The following is a 606-nucleotide window of genomic DNA, read 5'->3' on the forward strand; positions in this document are numbered from 1 at the left end:
AGTTGGGCACTCTAAGGTGACTGCCGGTGACAAACCGGAGGAAGGTGGGGATGACGTCAAATCATCATGCCCCTTATGACCTGGGCTACACACGTGCTACAATGGACGGTACAAAGAGCTGCAAGACCGCGAGGTGGAGCTAATCTCATAAAACCGTTCTCAGTTCGGATTGTAGGCTGCAACTCGCCTACATGAAGCTGGAATCGCTAGTAATCGCGGATCAGCATGCCGCGGTGAATACGTTCCCGGGCCTTGTACACACCGCCCGTCACACCACGAGAGTTTGTAACACCCGAAGTCGGTGGGGTAACCTTTTGGAGCCAGCCGCCTAAGGTGGGACAGATGATTGGGGTGAAGTCGTAACAAGGTAGCCGTATCGGAAGGTGCGGCTGGATCACCTCCTTTCTATGGAGAATTGATGAACGATGTTCATCAATATAAGTTTCCGTGTTTCGTTTTGTTCAGTTTTGAGAGAACTATCTCTCATATATAAATGTATGTTCTTTGAAAACTAGATAACAGTGTAGCTCATATTTTTTAATTTTTAGTTTGGTTAAGTTAGAAAGGGCGCACGGTGGATGCCTTGACACTAGGAGTCGATGAAGG

At 48.0% G+C, this 606-nt stretch carries 1 rRNA gene; it reads left to right on the top strand.

Features of this window, described 5'->3' with window-relative positions:
- A 16S ribosomal RNA gene (locus MR147_RS26760) occupies positions 1–405 on the top strand; the annotation flags it as partial.
- Positions 406–606: the final 201 nt, after the last annotated feature.

Source organism: Bacillus cereus group sp. BfR-BA-01350 (assembly GCF_022663775.1).
Lineage (GTDB): Bacteria > Bacillota > Bacilli > Bacillales > Bacillaceae_G > Bacillus_A > Bacillus_A paranthracis.